This is a genomic window from Ornithinibacillus massiliensis, assembly GCF_018310345.1.
In the GTDB taxonomy this organism is placed as follows: Bacteria; Bacillota; Bacilli; order Bacillales; family Amphibacillaceae; genus Ornithinibacillus; species Ornithinibacillus massiliensis.
Map to the genome: position 1 here is coordinate 50969 of NZ_JAGXBY010000009.1, position 18427 is coordinate 69395.

Annotated in this window: 17 protein-coding genes and 1 riboswitch; of the genes, 15 read left to right on the forward strand and 2 right to left on the reverse strand. The window is 37.1% G+C overall.

The features are described from left to right. The first annotated feature begins 2 nt into the window (after nucleotides 1–2). The 13 genes from KGF86_RS18310 to KGF86_RS18370 all read left to right on the forward strand — a co-directional run bounded on the left by KGF86_RS18310 (nucleotide 3) and on the right by KGF86_RS18370 (nucleotide 15024). Nucleotides 3–2039 (forward strand): peptidoglycan D,D-transpeptidase FtsI family protein, encoded by a 2037-nt coding sequence (locus KGF86_RS18310; protein WP_211742658.1) that lies wholly within the window; start codon nucleotides 3–5, stop codon nucleotides 2037–2039. Between the two features lie 259 nt (nucleotides 2040–2298). Continuing rightward, nucleotides 2299–2469 (forward strand): YuzK family famiily protein, encoded by a 171-nt coding sequence (locus tag KGF86_RS18315; RefSeq protein WP_186870942.1) that lies wholly within the window; start codon nucleotides 2299–2301, stop codon nucleotides 2467–2469. Nucleotides 2470–2936: 467 nt separating this feature from the next. Continuing rightward, entirely contained in the window at nucleotides 2937–3722 is a 786-nt protein-coding gene (gene sufC, locus KGF86_RS18320) for a Fe-S cluster assembly ATPase SufC (protein WP_186870941.1), read from the forward strand. A 17-nt stretch (nucleotides 3723–3739) separates the two neighbouring features. After that, nucleotides 3740–5047 (forward strand): Fe-S cluster assembly protein SufD, encoded by a 1308-nt coding sequence (gene sufD / locus KGF86_RS18325; RefSeq protein ID WP_211742659.1) that lies wholly within the window; start codon nucleotides 3740–3742, stop codon nucleotides 5045–5047. Beyond that, a complete protein-coding gene (locus tag KGF86_RS18330) occupies nucleotides 5047–6267 on the forward strand; it encodes a cysteine desulfurase (RefSeq protein WP_211742660.1) in 1221 nt (406 codons plus the stop codon). The genes sufD and KGF86_RS18330 overlap by 1 nt, the downstream gene beginning before the upstream one ends. After that, on the forward strand, nucleotides 6257–6691 hold the full coding sequence (gene sufU / locus KGF86_RS18335; RefSeq protein ID WP_186870938.1) for a Fe-S cluster assembly sulfur transfer protein SufU: 435 nt from the start codon (nucleotides 6257–6259) through the stop codon (nucleotides 6689–6691). The genes KGF86_RS18330 and sufU overlap by 11 nt, the downstream gene beginning before the upstream one ends. Nucleotides 6692–6723: 32 nt before the next feature. Continuing rightward, complete coding sequence (gene sufB / locus KGF86_RS18340; RefSeq protein ID WP_186870937.1) at nucleotides 6724–8121, forward strand: Fe-S cluster assembly protein SufB; 1398 nt, start codon at nucleotides 6724–6726, stop codon at nucleotides 8119–8121. 295 nt (nucleotides 8122–8416) lie between these two features. Next, entirely contained in the window at nucleotides 8417–9235 is an 819-nt protein-coding gene (locus KGF86_RS18345) for a sulfite exporter TauE/SafE family protein (RefSeq protein ID WP_211742661.1), read from the forward strand. Nucleotides 9236–9246: 11 nt separating this feature from the next. Continuing rightward, the gene (locus tag KGF86_RS18350) at nucleotides 9247–10638 is read left to right on the forward strand and encodes a bifunctional metallophosphatase/5'-nucleotidase (RefSeq protein WP_186870935.1); all 1392 of its coding nucleotides are present in this window, start codon (nucleotides 9247–9249) and stop codon (nucleotides 10636–10638) included. 103 nt (nucleotides 10639–10741) lie between these two features. After that, nucleotides 10742–11047 (forward strand): YunC family protein, encoded by a 306-nt coding sequence (locus tag KGF86_RS18355; RefSeq protein ID WP_186870934.1) that lies wholly within the window; start codon nucleotides 10742–10744, stop codon nucleotides 11045–11047. Between the two features lie 161 nt (nucleotides 11048–11208). Next, nucleotides 11209–12291: an HD-GYP domain-containing protein gene (locus tag KGF86_RS18360; RefSeq protein WP_186870933.1), complete on the forward strand. Its 1083-nt coding sequence runs from the start codon at nucleotides 11209–11211 to the stop codon at nucleotides 12289–12291. 57 nt (nucleotides 12292–12348) lie between these two features. Next, on the forward strand, nucleotides 12349–13128 hold the full coding sequence (gene yunB, locus KGF86_RS18365) for a sporulation protein YunB (RefSeq protein ID WP_186870932.1): 780 nt from the start codon (nucleotides 12349–12351) through the stop codon (nucleotides 13126–13128). A gap of 47 nt (nucleotides 13129–13175) precedes the next feature. Continuing rightward, a riboswitch (Lysine riboswitch) is annotated at nucleotides 13176–13351 on the forward strand. Between the two features lie 137 nt (nucleotides 13352–13488). Then, nucleotides 13489–15024 (forward strand): Na+/H+ antiporter NhaC family protein, encoded by a 1536-nt coding sequence (locus KGF86_RS18370; RefSeq protein WP_186870931.1) that lies wholly within the window; start codon nucleotides 13489–13491, stop codon nucleotides 15022–15024. 230 nt (nucleotides 15025–15254) lie between these two features. On the opposite strand, the gene KGF86_RS18375 is transcribed toward KGF86_RS18370, so the two are convergent. Beyond that, nucleotides 15255–15407, reverse strand: coding sequence for a hypothetical protein (locus KGF86_RS18375; protein ID WP_186870930.1), 153 nt, complete (start codon nucleotides 15405–15407; stop codon nucleotides 15255–15257). A gap of 196 nt (nucleotides 15408–15603) precedes the next feature. Between KGF86_RS18375 and KGF86_RS18380 the strand changes: the two genes are divergently transcribed. Both KGF86_RS18380 and KGF86_RS18385 read left to right on the forward strand, forming a co-directional pair. Continuing rightward, entirely contained in the window at nucleotides 15604–17136 is a 1533-nt protein-coding gene (locus KGF86_RS18380) for a sodium-dependent transporter (protein WP_186870929.1), read from the forward strand. Nucleotide 17137: 1 nt separating this feature from the next. Continuing rightward, nucleotides 17138–17239, forward strand: coding sequence for a MetS family NSS transporter small subunit (locus KGF86_RS18385; RefSeq protein ID WP_186870928.1), 102 nt, complete (start codon nucleotides 17138–17140; stop codon nucleotides 17237–17239). Nucleotides 17240–17445: 206 nt separating this feature from the next. Here KGF86_RS18385 and KGF86_RS18390 read toward each other — a convergent pair whose 3' ends face one another. After that, entirely contained in the window at nucleotides 17446–18414 is a 969-nt protein-coding gene (locus KGF86_RS18390) for a M23 family metallopeptidase (RefSeq protein ID WP_211742662.1), read from the reverse strand. Nucleotides 18415–18427: the final 13 nt, after the last annotated feature.

The window sequence follows — 18427 nt, forward strand, 5'->3', positions numbered from 1 at the left end:
AAATGGAAAAGAAAAAACAATCAAACTTTCTAACTCGACTTAATATCCTTTTTCTTATTATCTTTATCCTTTTTTCCGTATTAATTATCCAATTAGGTGTTATTCAAATTTTAAATGGAAAGGAATTTCGGGCTGATATAGAGCGAACCAATCTAGAAACGATAAAGGTACCAACTCCCAGAGGTAAAATTTATGATAGAAATTATCACGTAATCGCAGACAATCAACCGTCTAAGGCAATTACCTACACACCAGCTAAAGGCACCACAGCAGAACAACGGTTATTGGTCGCAAAAAATTTATCCGAATTAATAAATGTTGTTCCAAAAGGAGAGAATCCCGAAATGTATTTTGATAAAGAGTTAACAGAACGGGATTTAAAAGAGTATTGGTACCTTTTAAATAAAGAGAAAGCGACCAATCGCTTATCTGTAAAAAAGCGAGCTAATATGGACAACGGGGAACAGTATAATGCCACATTGGAATTGATTACGGAAGAAGATATTAGTAGTTTTACGATTAAAGACAAAGAAATTATTAGAATAAAAAAAGAGCTAGATAAAGCGATGGAATTGAATCGTCACATTATCAAAAGTGAAGGTGTAACAAAAGAAGAGTATGCAAAAGTAGCGGAAAATATGGCTATGGTTCCAGGTGTTAATGTTGAGTTAGATTGGAATCGAACATACCCCTATGGTTCTACAATTAAAAGCTTACTAGGAACAGTTACATCCCATCGAGAAGGTATTCCAGCTGATAAAAAAGAATATTTTTTATCACTTGGGTATAGTTTTAATGATCGAGTTGGAAAGAGTGGATTAGAACAACAATATGAATCAATTCTTCGAGGAAGAAAACAACAAATTGGATATAAGACAAATAGACAAGGTGATATTATAGAGACAAAGGTTGTGGTTGAAGGGCAACGCGGAAAAGATTTAATCTTATCCATTGATATGGAATTACAGCAGACCGTGGATAGGATTATAATAGAAGAATTAAGAAAGATTATTAAGAAATACCCGCACGATAACCGGCATATGACAGAGGCATTAGCGGTGGTCATCGAACCTAAAACAGGAGAATTATTAGCTGTTTCTGGTCAGCACTATAATCGAGAAAAAGATACATTTGAGAATGTAGCATACAAAACTATCTATGAGCAGCATATTCCGGGCTCAGCGGTAAAGGGAGCCACCGTATTAGCAGGATTACAATCCGGTGTTGTTGTACAAGGTGAAACGTTTTATGATAAACCTATGAAAATTAAAGGGACCCCAGAAAAAAGCTCCTACACGAATAGCACTCTAGGCTGGCTAAATGAAATAGATGCGCTAAAGGAATCATCTAATATTTATATGTTTAATATTGCATTACGGATGGGTGGAGAATATAACTACCAATATAATATGCCGGTTACATTTAATATGGATGCGTTTCAAGAGATGCGTAATTATTTCTATCAATTTGGGTTAGGTGTTGAGACAGGAGTTGATTTCCCAAATGAGGCGACTGGTTATAAGGGGACAGATCCTGTAGCAGGAAATCTTATGGATTTCGCTATTGGACAATATGATACCTATACAACTATGCAGCTTGCCCAGTATGTCTCTACCATTGCAAACGATGGCTTACGAGTTAAGCCCCACTTCCTAAAAGAAGTTCGAAACCCGAATACCTCAGACGAAACCATCGGGTCAGTATATAAGAATATGAATACTGAAGCAATTAATCGGATTGAAATGGACCTCGTAAATATTAAACGTGTTCAAGAAGGATTTCGCCGAGTATTTCAAGAACCCCATGGAACTGCTTTTGCTGAGTTTCATGATAAGAAGTACAATGCGGTAGGTAAGACAGGCACAGCAGAGAATGAGTTTGAAGGAGATTATACCGAAAACCTTACCCTAATTAGCTATGCACCAATGGAGAATCCAGAAGTAGCATTAGCTATTGTAGTACCACATGCAGGACAGGGAGAGCACGTTAATGCTATCATTGGTGAACGTATTTTGGATGCATATTTCGATATGAAATAGGATGTTAATGTATAAGGGAAGGTCGAGAACCTTGTTTTGATATTGACTCCTATAAATGATAAAAGGAAGACGAAGCAATCTAAAGAAATTGGTTAAATGTTTGTAGAAAATAATACTATATCGTTTTAATGAGGATAAATAGTATAATTCATCCATTTTCGAAATTCAACACGACTTGGTGTCATATATTTGGCGTGTTAAAATTAACATGTCAAATACAAAACAAAAGGGATGATTCACTATTTCTAGTGAGATAAAAATGAACTATACCTCTGAAATGGAAAAAGCATTGCAAGCATCACATCAAATGGGGTACGCTGAATACTGTCGAAACTTAGACAATCGAATGCAAGTTGAAAAGAAAAGACAAGAAGAATACAACCAATGCAAGCAGCTATTGGCGGAAATTGATAGTAATCTTTTTAAATAATGTGAATGATGCTGAGGATGTTCAAATGAATATCCTCAGTTTTTTTGTCGGAATTGCTGTAACTTGGACTATATAGGAATCGAAGCTATATTTGTTTGTTCAACCGTTCTACCTTCTATGTGGAGATGTCGGATGGAGTGGTCAATAAGAGTGCTTTTAGGAGGCATCTCTTTTGCATAGTAACATCTTCCCTATGCATCTTCTGTAGGAAGGAGGATAGGTTTAGCTTAGGTCACTTCTTACTATTAGGAAAGTATTAGACGATTCGGACTGTTAAGGGGACTCGCAATACCTTATAAATCAATACAAAACATAGTGAAAAACAATTAAAATATCATTCGATTTATACAACCTAAAAAAGTTGATAATCAATTCGAAATGCTATAAGATTGTAATGAGAATAAATTGAGAATGGATATCATTATTTATCATATCCAAATAAGATAACAATATATGGAGGTATCGATATGGCAGGATCTACATTAGAAATTAAAAATCTTCATGTTTCAATTGAAGGTAAAGAGATATTAAAAGGCGTTGATTTAACAATTAAAGGCGGAGAATTCCATGCAATAATGGGACCGAACGGAACAGGTAAATCAACTCTTGCATCTGCAATTATGGGACATCCGAAGTATGAAATTACTGAAGGGTCAGTTCTATTAAATGGCGAAGACGTATTAGAAATGGAAGTAGATGAGCGTGCACGTGCAGGTCTATTTTTAGCAATGCAATATCCTAGTGAAATTAGTGGTGTAACGACTTCTGATTTCTTGCGTTCTGCAATCAATGCTCGTCGAGAAGAAGGCGATGAAATTCCTTTAATGAAATTCATTAAGGATCTAGATAAAGACCTTGATTTCCTAGAAATCGATCAAAGCATGGCAACAAGATACTTAAACGAAGGATTCTCTGGTGGAGAGAAGAAGCGTAATGAAATCCTTCAATTAATGCAAATCAAGCCTGACATTGCAATTCTTGATGAAATTGACTCTGGTCTGGATATTGATGCATTGAAAGTAGTTTCAAAGGGTATTAACAAAATGCGCGGCGAAAACTTCGGTTGCTTAATCATTACACACTACCAACGTCTATTAAATTATATTACTCCAGACTTTGTACACGTGATGATGCAAGGTCGCGTTGTGAAATCTGGTGGTCCTGAATTAGCTCAACGTCTAGAAGCAGAAGGATATGACTGGATTAAAGAAGAATTAGGTATCGAAGACGAAACAGTTGGACAAAACGCTTAATAGTTAGGAGGGGTAATATGACTGTAGACACAAAGCTACCTTATGATAAAAGTTATATTGAACAGTTTTCTAGCGAACGTAATGAACCTGTATGGATGAAAGAATTACGTGTCAATGCACTAGAACAAGCTGAATCGTTAGAATTACCAAAACCAGATAAAACAAAAATTGGTAATTGGAATTTCACTCGTTTCAAGCATGTCGCTACAGGTGAAACCATTTCTTCATTAACAGAATTACCTGCAGAAATTCAAGATTTCTTTGATGTGGATAACTTACCAGAGAATCTTGTTATTCAACGTAATCATACTGTAGCTTTCGCTAAACTTAATGAAGACTTAATGAGTAAAGGTGTTATTTTCACTGATATTTTCACGGCTTTAAAAGAGCATGAGGATTTAGTGAAACGGTATTACATGAAAGATGCCGTATCCATTGATGAACATAAATTAACTGCTTTACATGCAGCGTTAATGAATGGTGGAATCTTTGTATATGTTCCGAAGAACGTACAAATTGAAGAACCACTTCAAGCGGTATTCTGGCAAGAGGATCCAGAAGTAGCACTTGTAAACCATGTACTAGTAGTTGCAGATGAAAATAGTGAAGTAACGTATGTGGAAAACTATATTTCAAATAACAAAGAAGAAGCAACTGTAGCTAATATTGTAACGGAAGTAATTGCACTAGATAATGCGAAGATATCTTTCGGTGCGGTGGATAACTTTGCTGCAGGAACCACTACTTATATTAATCGTCGTGGTGTCGCTTACCGTCACGCAACTATCGACTGGGCTCTTGGCCAAATGAACGATGGTAATACTGTATCGGAGAATGTGACACACCTAATTGGTGATGGCTCCGTTTCCAATGCAAATGCTGTAACAGTTGGACGTGGAAAACAGATTCAAAACTTTACTGCAAAAATTGCCCAATGGGGTAAAAATTCGGACGCACAAATCCTGCAACGCGGTGTTATGAAAGAAAGTGCAACTTCAATATTTAATGCAATTGGGAAAATTGAGCACGGTGCATCTGGTGCGAATAATGAGCAAACCTCTCGTGTCCTTATGTTAAGTGAAAAAGCCCGTGGAGATGCTAACCCAATTCTACTTATTGATGAAGATGATGTAACAGCAGGACACGCCGCATCTGTAGGACGTGTTGATCCAATGCAATTGTATTACTTGATGAGCCGTGGTATTACACAAGAAGAAGCAGAGCGTTTAATTATTCATGGATTCTTAGATCCAGTAGTATCTCAATTACCTATTGCTGCAGTTAAGAAGCAATTGAAACAAGTAATTGAAAGGAAAGTTAACTAATGGATATAAAAGCCATCAGACAAATGTTTCCGATTCTTGATCAGGAAGTCAATGGCCATCCATTAGTTTATCTGGATTCTTCTGCTACTTCTCAAAAGCCAATCTCTGTTATTGAAGCTGTTGAGAAGTACTATCGTTTTGATAATGCTAATGTCCACCGAGGTGTTCATACGCTTGGTTCTCGTGCTACGGATCAATATGAAGGTGCACGAGAAAAGGTTCGGAGATTCATTAATGCAAGAAGTACTGGAGAAATTATTTTTAATCGTGGTACTACTACTGGGATTAATTCAGTTGCCTTAAGCTATGGGCGAGCTAACTTAAAACCAGGTGATGAGATTCTAATTACGCCTATGGAGCATCATAGTAATATTAATCCTTGGCAACAAGCAGCAAAAGCAACTGGAGCGACATTATCCTATGTTCCATTACAGGATGATGGTACAGTAGCGTTAGAAGATTATCGGCAATTAATTACGGATAACACGAAGATTGTAGCAATTGCACATGTTTCCAATGTATTGGGTACAATAAACCCGATTAAAGAAATTGCTAAAATTGCGCATGAAAAGGGTGCTATTCTAGTAGTAGATGGTGCACAAGGTATTCCACATATGAAAGTGGATGTTCAAGATTTGGACTGTGACTTCTATGCTTTTTCTGGACATAAAATGCTTGCACCAACTGGTATTGGTGTACTTTATGGAAAAAGAGAGTTATTAGAAGAAATGGAACCAGTTGAATTTGGAGGCGAAATGATTGATTTTGTTTCCCTCCAAGATTCCACTTGGAAAGAGCTTCCTTGGAAATTTGAAGGTGGTACACCAATTATTGGCGGTGCTATTGGTCTAGCTACTGCGATCGACTTTTTAGAAGAAGTAGGCATGGATAATATATTAGCACATGAGCAAAAGTTAGCGGATTATGTCATGGACCGATTACGTACTGTTGAAGGAATTAAAGTATATGGACCAGAACACCGAGCTGCTCTTGTAACATTTAATCTTGGAGATGTTCATCCACATGATGTAGCAACTGCATTAGATTCCTTTGGTATTGCTGTTCGAGCGGGACATCATTGTGCCCAACCATTAATGAAGTGGTTAAATGTTACAGCAACAGCAAGAGCAAGCTTTTATCTATATAATACCGAAGAAGATGTAGAAAAATTAGTAGACGGACTCTTGAAGACGAAGGAGTTTTTCGGTCATGTCTTTTAACAATTTGGAAACACTGTACAGACAAGTCATCATGGATCATTATAAAAATCCAAGAAACCGAGGAGAACTCGAGGGTGATGCACTAACGGTGGATATGAACAACCCTACTTGTGGAGATCGAATTCAACTTCAGCTTCAAGTAGAAGATGGAATCGTAATGGACGCGATGTTCCAAGGAGAAGGGTGTTCCATCAGTATGTCCTCTGCATCGATGATGACACAAGTAATTAAAGGAAAGAAAGTATCTGAAGCATTGGCAATGTCTAAGCTCTTTTCTGACATGATGCTTGGGGAAGAAATTGAGTCGGATTTGGACTTAGGAGATGCACAGGCACTTAGCGGTGTATCACAGTTCCCAGCCCGAATTAAATGTGCAACCCTAGCATGGAAAGCAATGGAAAAAGGAGTTCATGAAAAAGACTAGCATTACGTACGATACTATAAGGAGGGTTTATAATGGCAAAGAAAGCGCCTGAAATAGAAGAGTATAAATATGGCTTTCGTGATAAAGACGTTTCCATTTTCCGTACAGAACGTGGTTTAACACGAAGAGTCGTGGAAGAAATTTCTAAAATGAAAGAAGAACCTGAATGGATGCTAGATTATCGCCTAAAAGCATTAGAGCATTTCTATGAGCGTCCAATGCCACAATGGGGTGGAGATCTATCAGGACTTGATTTCGATGAGATTGTTTATTATGTAAAGCCATCTGAAAAACAAGGTAGAACTTGGGATGAGGTACCTGCTGAAATCAAGCAAACATTCGACCGTTTAGGTATACCAGAAGCAGAGCAAAAATACTTGGCAGGGGTGTCTGCTCAATATGAGTCAGAAGTTGTATACCATAGCTTAAAAGAGGACTTAGAAGAGTTAGGAATTGTATTTAAAGATACAGATACGGCTCTTAAAGAAAACGAAGAGTTATTTAAGGAGTACTTTGGTACCGTAATTCCTTATTCTGATAATAAATTTGCAGCGTTAAACTCTGCAGTATGGTCTGGTGGATCATTTATTTATGTTCCAAAAGGTGTAAAAACAAATACGCCACTTCAAGCATATTTCCGTATTAACTCTGAAAATATGGGACAGTTTGAAAGAACATTAATTATCGTGGATGAAGGTGCATCTGTTCATTATGTAGAAGGATGTACAGCTCCAGTGTATACAACCAACTCACTTCATAGTGCGGTTGTTGAAATTATTGTTAAGAAAGATGCGTATTGCCGTTATACAACCATCCAAAACTGGGCAAATAACGTGTATAATCTAGTTACAAAGCGTGCTGTTTGCGACGCTAATGCAACTATGGAATGGATTGATGGTAATATCGGTTCCAAATTAACGATGAAATATCCTGCAGTTCTTCTTAAAGGTGAAGGGGCTCGTGGTAACACGATTTCTATTGCTATTGCAGGTAAAGGGCAAGTACAAGATGCAGGTGCAAAAATGCATCATTTAGCACCAAACACATCTTCTACAATTGTGTCGAAGTCATTCTCTAAGCAAGGTGGTAAAGTATCTTACCGTGGTATCGTTCACTTTGGACGTAAAGCAGATGGTGCACGTGCGAATATTGAGTGTGATACCCTTATCCTTGATAATGAATCAACTTCAGATACGATTCCTTACAATGAGATTTTAAATGATAATATCTCACTTGAACACGAAGCAAAAGTTTCTAAAGTATCGGAAGAACAACTATTCTACTTAATGAGTAGAGGTTTAACCGAGGAAGAAGCTACTGAAATGATCGTAATGGGCTTCATTGAACCATTTACAAAAGAACTTCCAATGGAATATGCGGTAGAAATGAACCGTTTAATTAAATTCGAGATGGAAGGCTCAATCGGTTAATACCTTTAAAATATTTATGTAGTGCTGTTTAAGGCAGTAATTACTAACAATTCGGTTGTGCCTGCTTTGTGCCGACCTTGAAATTATCTTTGCGTATAGAAGACGAACGATATAAGTTCGTCTTCTATTTTTCTATATGAAGCTACATGTTCGTAATCATAAGATAATCTGCTGCATCCAATTGCACCTGACCGTTATTCAATCGTAAAGATTTCATTAAATAGTTCGGTAGGAATCTTTACAAAACAATGCTAAAATGAACATTATAGAGGAATAAAGGACAGAGGTTTTTAATTTGGTATTTTTAATTTGTATAATAGTTGGCATTTTAACAGCATTTGTTGGTAGTCTAGTTGGGCTTGGTGGTGGTGTAATATTAATCCCAATTCTCATCCTGCTTTACCAGTTTGTATCAGGATTTGAATGGGCAACACCACAGGCAATAGTTGGTATTTCTTTAATCACAATGATATTTACTTCTTTAGCGTCGACACTTGCTTATCTGAAAGATGGTAGAGTAGATTATAAAACCGGATTACTTTTCTTATTCGGAAGTATTCCAGGTAGTATATTAGGATCTTGGCTGAATCAATTTATGGAGACTGAAGCATTTTTATTGTATTTTGGCGTATTAGTGATAGGGATTTCCATGTTGTTTTTTATAAAGCAACAGCCACACAATAGAACGGTATCCAATGGCAAGAATCAACGGACATTTCATGTTGATGGAAAGGTTTATCACTATACTGTTTCTACTTGGTTTGCTTTTTTCCTTTCTTTAATTGTTGGTACATTGTCTGGATTGTTTGGAATAGGTGGGGGATCGATTATGGTCCCAGCGATGATTTTACTATTCGGATTTCCAGTACACATCGCAACAGCTACATCAATGTTTATGATCTTTTTTGTAAGTATTATTGGTGCTACGACACATATTGCTCTCGGGCATATTGTCTGGGAATATGTACTATTCTTCATCCCTGGAGCATGGATTGGTGGCAAGCTGGGGGCTAAGGTAAGCCAAATATTAAAAGGTAAGACATTGGAGTGGATTTTAAGAATAACATTAGTGCTAATTGGTATACGCATGATTATAAATGGGTTAACAGGTTAAGGAGATTTTTTATGCAAGAGAATTTATATTTCTATTACACAAATGACTTACATAGTAATTTTGAACAGTGGCCTAGAGTTGCAACCTTTATGAAGGAAGCAAAAGCAAAAAGAGAAAGAAATAATGAATCATATTGGCTAGTGGATATTGGAGATCATGTGGATAGGGTCCATCCGATTTCGGAAGCGTTATTGGGGAAAGGAAATGTATCATTATTAAATGATCTTGGTTATGATTTGGTAACAATTGGTAACAATGAGGGGATAACATTTGGGCATGAGGAGTTGTTTCATCTGTATGATGACGCAACTTTTCCTGTTGTTTGTGCTAATTTAGAGAGTTTACAAAACCAATTACCAGATTGGCTTCAATCCACCGCAATTATAAAAAGCCTACACGGTGTGAGGATAGGTGTGATAGGGCTTACGGCACCTTTTAATGATTATTATGAGTTATTAGGATGGCATGTTTCTGACCCATATGACGTGTTAGAGACTATGGTTCATGTGCTGAAAGAAAAGACAGATATAATTGTGTTATTGTCACACTTAGGTATTAGTGAGGATCAAGAAATCGCTAGAAGATTTCCGGATATTGATGTCATCATGGGCGGCCATACGCATCATCTGCTCCGTACTGGTGAGGCGGTTAATCAAGCAATAATTACGGCAGCAGGGAAACATTGTCATTATATCGGTGAGGTAATGTTGACCTGGGATCATGAGCAGCAAAAGCTTATTAACAAGCAAGCCCATACAACCGATATTTCGGAATTCTCTATTGATAAAGCTACAAAAGAGACATTAGATAATCTACAAGCACGAGCAGATCGGATTCTAGATGAAAAAGTGGTTGAACTTACAGAATCTATTGAGGTTAACTGGTATCAGCAGTCAGAAATTATGCAGCTTCTAACGAATAAAATTAGGAACATAACGGAAGCCGATTGTGCGATGTTTAATACTGGATTATTATTAGAAGGTTTTCCAAAGGGTGAAATAACACTTGGAGATATTCATCGAGTATGCCCGCATCCCATTAATCCTTGTATAGTAGAACTTACTGGTGCTGAGCTGCTTGAAGTTGTTCGAGCATCCCTTACAAGAGAGTTTATGGAGTTTCCCTTAAAAGGGTTTGGCTTCCGGGGGAAAGTATTAGGAAGAATGGTTTTCTCAGGGATAGAGGTTGAGACGGCCTTTCATCAGAATGGACAGGAATATGTAGTCCAAGTGCTTATGGGAGAGGAACCAGTCGATATTGAACGTAACTTTAGTGTGGTAGTAGCTGATACCTTTACATTTGGTCGATTATTACCTGAAGTTGCGAAATCAGATAAGAAATCCTATATGCTACCAAAGTTTATGAGAGATTATCTAAGAGACACGCTTATGGAGCATTTTTGATAGTTAAACCGGGTTTGGGCTCATATGCTCCGGGGTTAAAGTCGTGACACATGACCTCCTATTTGCATAGTAATATATGGAGCATGCAAAGGAGGCGTCATGGATGATTACGATAAATCCTCTTGAAGTAAACGGCATTATGTTCACTGCAATTAAGGTGGAACTTCCTAAAACAAATCTGTTAATGATAACCAATGAAATTGGGTATATCATGTGTGGGGCACTGGATGTAGATTTATTAAGTGAAAAATTAAAAGATCGTCAAGTGATTGCTGCAAGAGCAGTAGGAGTACGTACCATTGAAGATTTATTAGAGGCTCCTCTTGAAAAAGTTACCGAAGCTTCAAAAGAGCAATTTGGCTGGAAAGTAGGAATGAGTGGAAAAGAAGCCTTAAAACGAATAGCGTAAAATGTCTCCGTTGTGAGGCATTTTTTTTTAGTAAAATATCTAGGAAACTGCAGACAGATGTTCATTCTTAAGATAGCTTTTTCAAAGCAGATTTGATACTATATGGTTATAATAATGTCGAAAAATGCCGCTTTTACCAAAGGCTGGTTAGGAGTACATGAATGAGATTAGTCGCTACAGCATCAGCTCAACCAGGAGATATTCTGGGACAAACGATATATCGTGATAATGGTACCATTTTACTCCATAATGGAGTCCCACTTACAAAGAGGCTTATTGAGCGGTTAGGGGAACAAGGAATAACATATGTTTATATTGAAGATGAAAGAACAAAAGATATTGTGATTGAGCCAGTGATATCGGAACGACTTCGACAGGATGCTACATCTTCTATGAAAAGGCTTTTTGGTAGTATTCAAGCACATAAACTAAACAAAAATTCCTCTGTGTTAGATGAAGAGGGGAAGAATCTAACGGATATAATTGGTAGAATAATGGCTGAAATAGATAGTCATGATGAATCGATTACACTGTTAACGGATATTTATCTAACGGATGACTATGTTTTCCAACATTCTTTAAATGTTACTATCTATTCCTTAGCAATTGGTGCTGAGTTAAAGTTAAATGCAAAAGAGTTAAGTGAACTTGGTAAAGGGGCAATGCTTCACGATATTGGAAAGGTGTTCATTGATCCTGATATTGTCCAAAAGCCAGAACGACTTACAGATGAAGAGTTTGCCATCATGAAAACCCATACTACGCTAGGGTATGAGCTATTAAGAAAGAATTATAATTATTCCGCTGTTGTGGCACATTGTGCATACCAGCACCATGAAAGAATAGATGGTAGTGGATATCCACGTGGATTAAAAGGCAATGAAATTCATTTGTTTGCACAAATTATTGGTGCAGCAGATGTCTTTGATGCAGTTACAAGTAATCGAGTATATCGAAAGGCCATGCTTCCTCATGAGGGGCTTGAGCTCCTATACAGTAGTGCCATTAATCAATTCGATATTCGAATTATTGAGGCCTTCAAAAACAGTGTAGCTGTTTATCCTAATGGAATTTCAGTTGAATTAAATGATAAACGACAAGGTGTTGTTGTTCATCAGAACAAACATATTTGTGATCGACCTGTCATTAGAATTCTGAAAGAAGAGGAGCGAGAGGTTGAACCTTACACGATTGATTTATCGAAGCTACTGAATGTTATGATTACCAAATGTAACCTGGTCTAAAATTTTTGTCCTACCCTCCTTAGAACAAGCATAGATTTGTACTGAGGAGGTATTTTTATGAGAAGGCATCGAATCGGTTTTAAAGGTGGAAGAACAACACCTCCATCGCGATATATATTAATGGTTTCATTTATATTAGTTATTGTGATAACGTATTTTAGCTTAGAATTTATTGATAAGAAGATAACCCCGACCATCATGGAAGTTGCAGAGACAAAAACAAGGGAATTTGCTACTAGAGGAATTAACTCAGCTGTAAAGTTTGCTGAAGAATATACGTTTGAAGATGTGGCTATAACAGAAAAAAATGAGGCTGGTTATATTTCGATAGTCGGTTGGGATTCCTCTGTTGTTAATAAGATCAATCGAGCTGCAACAGACCGTGTGGAAGAGTTTTTTCATAGTATGAATCGAGGAACTCCTCCCCAATATAGCGACCCTCTTGGAGAACCAGACGTGTATGGGAACACGGTGGAAGAACTAGTTGATCGTGATCCAACTGTTATCGAAATACCAATCGGCCAAGCAACTGGGAATTCTATTTTAGCTAATCTAGGTCCAAGGTTACCGGTTAACTTAGAGCTAGTAGGTAGTGTTGAGACAGAATTAATAGAGGAAAAAGAACAGTTAGGGATTAATAATGTCTTTGTTTCACTCTATGTTCAGGTAGAGGCAGATGTCCAAATTGTTATACCATTTACAACGGAAGTGACAAAAGTAAGTACTAGAATATTGATTGACAAAAACTTAGTAATGGGAGAAGTACCAGAATTTTTTGGAGGTACAAGTGGGAATCCATCTATCGCAGTTCCGAAAGAAGACTTGCAAGATGAATAAAATCATAGTATAGTATATTCATAATTTCATAATAAACCTTATCAGATCGGTGAGGTAGAGGTGCGAACAAGATGAGTAATCAATAGGAGAATGACAACGATGATTATTGATGAAAGGCTCGTTTGCCGAAGCGTAATAAGGGTCGAACTTATTATTGCTGGGGTGTCTTTGAATAAGAGGCACACTGTCATGCTGGAAATGGGCATGGAGAACTACAGATCGAAATGGAGGATAACGTATATGCATAAGCAATGATAGGTTATTTTCTATCATTGCTTTTTTGTGTAGAAAAAGAAATTTTGTCAAGCGTATCTCCATGGTCACACAGCACATACTAATTACATCAATGGAGGTAGTAATATGGAAGGAACAATTTATTCTCTTATTCCCGCAATTATCATGCTTGTTTTAGTTTTATTAACTAGAAAGGTACTAATATCATTAGGAGTAGGAATTGCAGTAGGAGCATTATTGATTCACGATTTTCATGTGTGGGGTAGTATAAAGGAAATCTGGAGTGCTTTTTATGGGATAGTCATCTCGGATGGAGCACTTAATACTGGTGGTCTTCAGTTAATAGGATTCTTACTCTTATTAGGAATGATGACTGCTTTACTACAAGCATCAGGAGGCAGTAGAGCCTTTGGTAATTGGATGATGGCTAGAATTAAGACACGAAGAGGCGCACAGCTTATGGCTCCGATTTTAGGTATTATTATATTTATCGATGATTATTTTAATGCCTTAGCTGTAGGACAGATTGCAAGACCTTTAACAGATAGACATAATATTTCTCGAGCAAAACTAGCATATTATATCGATTCAACTTCAGCACCCATCACAGTTATATCACCGATTTCTAGCTGGGGAGCTTATCTAATTGGTGTTGTTGGTGGATTAGTAGTGATGACAGGATTACAGCCATTAGAGGCTTTCATAAGAATGATTCCATATAATCTTTATGCAATTGGTGCATTATTACTTGTCTTTATAACGGCCTTCTTTAACTTAAATATTGGACCCATGAAAAAGCACGAAAATCATGCCATAACAACTGGTGAAGTTATTCCTAAAGGTAAAACTGTTCCAGGAGATTTAACGAATGCATTCAAGCCAAGTGAAAAGGGAAGTGTCTATCATTTATTAATTCCGATCATTGTTTTATTAGTTACGACGATAAGCTCCATGATAATAACTGGAGCAAGAGGAAGTGGTGATACGGTCACATTACTTTCTATTTTTGAGAATACGAATGTTAACTTCTCCTTATTTATTGGTGGAATTGCTGCAGTACTCGTTGCATGTCTATTATATCTAGGTCAGGGAAAACAAGAGGCGAAGACGGGGATTGTATTAGTCGAAGGGATTAAAGCAATGCTTCCAGCTATCTATATTCTATTATTAGCGTGGATGATTGGTTCGATTATTTCAACTTTAGAAACAGGTGAATTTCTAGCAACTGTAGCCGAAAATGCTAGTATTAGTCCTAGTATTTTACCAGTCATTTTCTTTGTTATTTCAGGTCTGATGGCGTTGTCCACTGGTACTTCTTGGGGAACATTCGGAATTATGCTGCCAATCGCCGCTAATGTCATGGCCATTGCAGATACGGAGTTAATTATCCCATCATTAGCTGCAGTGCTGGCTGGGGCAGTATTTGGAGATCATGTTTCACCAATATCGGATACAACGGTTCTTTCTTCAACTGGAGCAGGCGCTAATCATATTGATCACGTGATTACGCAACTACCATATGCATGTATTGTAGCGGTCGCTTCCATTATCGGTTATATCTTAATTGGGGTAACAGGTAGTCTTTTAGTAGGACTATTAGCTACGATTGTTATCATTATTCTAATAGGATTAATCGTTCATACACTTAATAAGAAGCAGTAATTATAATGTAATCGAGAAATAATCTAGAGTTTAACACTATCTTTTATAATGACACATAATCCTGGGACATAACGAAAAGAATTAAATGTAAAACCGAATGATACGCGATACTAGCTCCGGAAATATACGTAGACTCCTGCGGCAGGATAGGGCAAGGTTGAGACCTCTAAAGAAGTAGCACGAGGAGGCTAAGGCAGCCGCCCGGCGGCAAGGTAGACGCTGTGATGTTTCTATCGAGCAGATGTCGCCCCTGTACTGGAAGCAACCGCAAGTATATTTCTGGAGCGGGGTCCTTGCTCATCATTCGGTTTTTCCTTTAAGATAAATTCTTTGTCCCGGCCTCTTGTAGTGTTATTTACGGTAGAGTTAAACTCTTTTTTCATCCATAAATTCCCAAATTTTCAATAAACAAAAAATTTAAAAAATACTTTGACATAAGTAAAAAGTACCGTTATAATACAGACAAGTTCAGTAATTTCAGAAAACTAACACAACTGAAATGATAAGAATAGCTATTCACCTGACTTATTAACACTTTACATAGTGTAATGAGAAAAAATAACATGAGGAGGTCTTTGAATGGAAACACGTTCTCAATGGGGGACAAGAGCTGGGTTTATTTTGGCTGCAGTTGGATCTGCTATTGGTCTAGGAAACATTTGGCGTTTCCCTGCTGTAGCCTATGAAAATGGTGGAGGAGCTTTCTTAATTCCTTACTTGTTTGCGTTATTAACTGCTGGGATTCCAATCCTTATTATGGAATTCACAATTGGCCATAAACATCGTGGATCTGCTCCATTATCGTTTAGAAGAATGAATAAGAAAACAGAAGTTATTGGTTGGTGGGCTGTCTTAGTTGCCTTTGTAATCTCCACATACTATTCTGTTATTATTGCCTGGGCAATGTCTTATTCAGTATTCTCTTTCAATTTAAATTGGGGGGAGGATACAGGTGGATTCTTAATGGGAGAATACCTAAAGCGTACGGTTGAACCTGGTGAAATAGGTAGTATGGTCCCTGGTGTATTAATTCCATTGCTACTTGTTTGGGTAATCACATTAGGAATTCTTTTTAAAGGTGTTAAAAAAGGTATTGAAATTGCTAACCGTATTTTTATTCCAGCATTGATTGTTATCTTTCTAATTATCGTTATTCGGGCAATTACTCTACCTGGTGCTTTAGATGGATTAGAAGCGTTCTTTACACCAGATTTTAGTAAGATTATGAGTGCAGATGTATGGGTAGCGGCCTACGGGCAAATATTCTTTAGTTTATCGATAGCCTTTGCGATCATGATTACCTATTCAAGTTATTTACCAAAGAAATCAGATATAACCAATAATGCATTTATCACAGGATTTGGTAACTCTAGTTTTGAAATTCTTGCTGGTATTGGTGTATTTGGAATACTTGGATTTATGGCAGCACAACAAGGAGTAGGAGTGGATGAGGTGGTAACGGCTGGAATTGGGTTAGCGTTTGTTGTATTTCCTGAAATTATCAACCAATTCCCTGGACTGAATTCGCTTTTTGGATTCTTATTCTTTGCATCACTTGTATTAGCAGGTTTATCATCATTAATCTCCATTACCGAAACTTATGTAGCTGGATTAGTTGATAAATTTAAAATATCGAGAACGAAAGCAGTGGCATTTGGTGGTGGATTAGCAGCACTGATTTCTCTTCTATTTGCTACACAAGGTGGGCTATATTTCCTAGACGCTGCAGATTACTTTATTAATCAATTTGGTGTTGCCTTAATTGGTTTAGTAGAAGTGGTGTTAATTGCATGGATCCTAAGACAACTGAAAGGCATAAAAGAACATGCAAACGATATTTCTGACATAAAGCTGGGCTCTTGGTGGACGATAAGTCTAACTATTATTACACCATTAGTATTAGGTTTTATGATGGTTAGGTTATTAAAGCAGAATTTATTAAGAGAATTCGATACTCCTACCGGCAACTATGAAGGTTATTCCAATGCATTCATCCTTTGGGGTGGTTGGGCCGTAGCAATTGGGGCATTAGTAATTGGTATTATACTGGCCATAACGAAGTGGAAAAAGCCCTCAGTAGAAGAAGAATCTCTCAAAAAGGAGGCACAATAAGATGAGTTGGATTATTTTTATGATACTATCTATTGTCATTGTTTGGGGAGGTTTAGCAACGAGTATTTGGTGGGCAGTAAAAACAGCGAAGCAAGCAAAATAATGTGAAATAAGTGTTTAGGGAAAAGGCTGGGACATAACTTAAAAGAATTAAATGTAAAACCTAATGATATACAATACTAGCTCCGGAGCGTGGACATTGCTCATCATTTGGTTTTTCCTTTAAGATAAATTCTTTTGTCCCAGCCTCTTCCTTTTTCATACTGCCAGTTAGTTGTTTAGAAATGGTTACCTTGGACTTTTTAACTATTATTTATTCTTTGCCATTCTTTCCCATTTTCGTAAATATGGATAAGGATCAAAGGACCACTCACTATATCCATTATCTTTGTACATTCCATAATGCAAATGCGGTGGGAATTTTCCAGATGTGCCAGGAGGTCCATACCCTGTTGATCCAACGCTTCCTATTACATCACCAGGCTTAACAATCTGTCCAACTTTAAGCTCTTCTTCATATCCGCTTAAATGGGCATAATAATGATAGATATTAAAAATATCTCGGATGCCAATTCTCCATCCACCATATAAATTCCATCCCTTCAACTCTACAACACCATACGTAGTGGAATGGACAGGTGTTCCATAGTCAGCGAATATATCTGTACCTTCATGTATTCGATTTCCACCAAACCCTCTGCGATCTCCCCATGTATTCCGGTAACTGTAATTATAATTAGTGGCAACGGGAAAATCTCGGTCAGTAAGATGGATACCATTAAACTTTTTGAATACTTTGGCTGTATTCTTAATCGTTTGTACCGTTAAATCTCTATTATAATAATTCCATAAGGCAATTTTAAAATCCTCTTCTGTATAACCATATTTTTTAATATAGGAAGCCATTGTATATAGAATATCTTCGCCATTAGTAGGGTCAGCCTTATGATCTCCATTTCCATCCTTACCAATTCCCTGAAATAATTGAATGGTATTGATGTCCGTGGAATTATTCCCAGCTCCATACCATATTTCATCAGGTATTCTTATAGAGATTACTTGGTCTTCCTCAATATCCTTGTGTATTTGCCTTTCATATTGGTCTACAGCAGCAATAAAATACCATGGTATTTCTGTAATGGTTTCAGTTTTTTTATATAAAGCCAATCGCTGGTCATAGATGGTTTCCTCTTTTTTTTCATCAGCCAAAACAGATGCTGGAAGAATACAAAGGATAGTAAAAAGTAGTAAGACAGGATAGTATGTTTTATTTTTCATTTCTTCACCTCTT